The sequence below is a fragment of the Streptomyces sp. NPDC057654 genome, assembly GCF_042800135.1.
Classification (GTDB): Bacteria; Actinomycetota; Actinomycetes; order Streptomycetales; family Streptomycetaceae; genus Streptomyces.
In genome coordinates this window covers 1-2,553 of the sequence record NZ_JBHVHQ010001076.1, presented here as the reverse complement: position 1 = coordinate 2,553, position 2,553 = coordinate 1, and the positions used below count along the sequence as shown (strand labels likewise).

Here is a 2,553-nt window from a genome sequence, read left to right as displayed (position 1 = left end):
GCCCGTTACTCCTGCTTCTTGCGGCGGGTGCCGAAGACGATCTCGTCCCAGCTCGGGACGGCGGCGCGCCGCCCCGGCCGTACGCCGTCGGCCTCGGCCTGCCGGTCCGTGGTGCCCGTGAGCCGGTCCCGGTGGCCCGCCACCGAGCGCGGCATCAGCACGTCCGCGTAGGCCGATCCGGCGCTGGCCGCCGGCGCGGGCGGTTCGACCGCCTCCGGCTCCTCGTCGTCGGACTCCTCCGACGTGTCGCCGGTGGGCTGCTCCGGCACGATCATGTCGCCCCGGAAGCTGGGCACGGCCTCCAGGAGGCTGGTCAGGGAGTCGCGCTCGCGCGGCGCGTCCTCGGCGGGCGGCTCGGGCTCGGGCTCGGCGGCGGCCGACGGCGACTGCCGGTCCAGCGCGCGGTCGAGCGGCCGGTCCCGCGGCAGCCGGGCGATGCGCGGCACGAAGGGGAAGCTCGGCTCGGGCGTGTCGTCGCTCTCGCCGATCAGGACGCGGGCCTCGTCGTCCATGGCCTGGACGATCCGCCGGGGCGGGTCGTACGTCCAGCTCGCCGAGCGCATCTCGCCCGCGACCCGGTAGACGAGGAGGACCTCCCAGGTGCCGTCCTCGCGCCGCCAGGAGTCCCACTGGGCGGTGTCCTTCTCGGCGCCGCGCAGCAGCAGCCGCTCCGCGACGGCCTCGCCGAGCTGCGGACCGGTGTTCTCGCCGGGGCGCCGGACGGGCGTCTTGCGGGCCCGCTCGGCCATGAAGGCGCGCTCGGCGAGCACGGGGCCCTCGAAGCGGCGGACGCGGTCGACGGGGATGCCCGCCATCTGCGCGACTTCCTCGGCGGAGGCTCCGGCCCGTATACGGGCCTGGATGTCGCGCGGGCGGAGGTGGCTCTCCACCTCGATCTCGATCTGGCCGAGGCGGGCGCGGTCGTTGCGCACGGCGGCGCGCAGCCGCTCATCGATCGGAAGCGTGTACTCCGTGCTGTCCGCAGCCTTGAGCACCAGCCGTGTGCCGTCGTTTGAGACGGCCACGACACGCAGTTCGGGCATGGGGACCTCCCGGGTGGTGCCTGCCGACGTCACGTGCGTCGCTGCTTCCGCTAGTCGAGTGTGGCCTGCCCGGGTGCAGCCTGCCACAACATTGCCGAGTTGACCGGCGTGTCGGGTCGGGGACCCGATGCGCCGTTATGCCACGGTTACCGGTTCGCCACTCTCGGTGACCGTGGCATTTTCCCTGTACAGCCGCTACCCGCACCGGTCGGCGTCCTCCGGAGGAGGGCCTTCCGAGGCCCTCTCCCATGAGTCCGGGCAGCCGGACGGGGTACCGGGCCAGGGCTCGCCACAGTACTCCATTCGGGCCACCTGGGTGGATCGGCGCGCCATGGAACCTCTCGCGGGGCAAGGGAGTTGATCGCGCGCCTGTTCACCCCTGGGGGTGAAGGGAGTGGCGAGGTTCACACAATCACCTAAATCGGAACTGATCGCCTCGCCCATAAGTCCCTTCTCTGTGCAGGGTGGAGCGAATGGGCAAGCAGAGGCTGGAGATGCAGGTAAAGGACGAAAGCGAGGAAAAACCGCAGAGTAAGCGGCTGGATCTCAGCGTCGCCCAGGTGGCCGGCAGTGGATTGGCCGCCGTGATCGCCGCTCTCCTCGCGGGCAAGCTCGGCGTCTACGGAACGATCATCGGTGCGGGCGTGGTGAGTGTCGTGGCCACCACGGGCGGCACGATTTTTCAGCATCTCTTCCGGCGAACGGGTGAACAGCTCCGTGATGTGACCGTCTCGGCGAAGCCGAAGGCGCGCCAGGTCCCCGTCGCGGACACGGACAGTGACCACTGGCCGCGCGACGCGGCCGGGGACGAGCAGGCGACGACCATGCTCCCCGCGGTCGAGCGGAAGCCTGAAGAAGGCGGCGAAGCCGACCCGGACCGTACGCGACTGCTCAAGCAGGCCGAGGCCACCCAGATGCTGCCGCGCATCGAGGCGACGCAGATGCTCCCGCGCGCCGAGGACCCCACGCGGCTGCTGCGGCAGGCCGAGGGCGCTGCCCCGGCGTCCGGCCCGGCGGCTCCTGCCGATTCCGAGGAGTTCACCGCGGCCACCACGCACGGCACCCGGCTGCGGCGCTGGAAGAGCCCGCTGCTCCACGCGGTCGTGATCTTCGTGCTCGCGATGGTCACCGTCACCGTCGTGGAACTGGCCACGGGCTCCACGCCCGACGGCAAGAGCGGCACCACCTTCCAGCAGATCTTCCGCTCGAACGACTCCGGGAACCACGCCCCGGTGAAGCCCTCCGGAACCCCCGGTACCGGCCACTCCTCCGAGGACGGCACCTCCGGCGACGGCTCGTCGCACTCCTCCGACACCGATCAGCCCGGCGGCGGCAAGGACAAGGGCGACGGCGACAAGCCGACGCCGGACTCGACGCCCACGCACCCGGAGGGCGGCGGCGACTCGACGCCCACGCAGCAGCCGACCACCGACCCCTCCCACTCGCAGGGCGGCTCGGACCAGGGCGGCGCGGACGGCGGCACGGGCTCCGGCACGGACAAGGACAAGGG

2 protein-coding genes are annotated in these 2,553 nt (G+C 72.1%); one reads left to right on the top strand and one right to left on the bottom strand.

Translation table 11 applies throughout. The features are described from left to right. Positions 1–5 precede the first annotated feature (5 nt). Positions 6–1,076, bottom strand: coding sequence for a septation protein SepH (gene sepH / locus ACFU99_RS40575; RefSeq protein ID WP_384402874.1), 1,071 nt, complete (start codon positions 1,074–1,076; stop codon positions 6–8). 440 nt (positions 1,077–1,516) lie between these two features. Between sepH and ACFU99_RS40570 the strand changes: the two genes are divergently transcribed. Beyond that, positions 1,517–2,553 (top strand): hypothetical protein (locus ACFU99_RS40570; protein WP_384402871.1); only part of this gene is annotated, 1,037 nt, incomplete at its 3' end.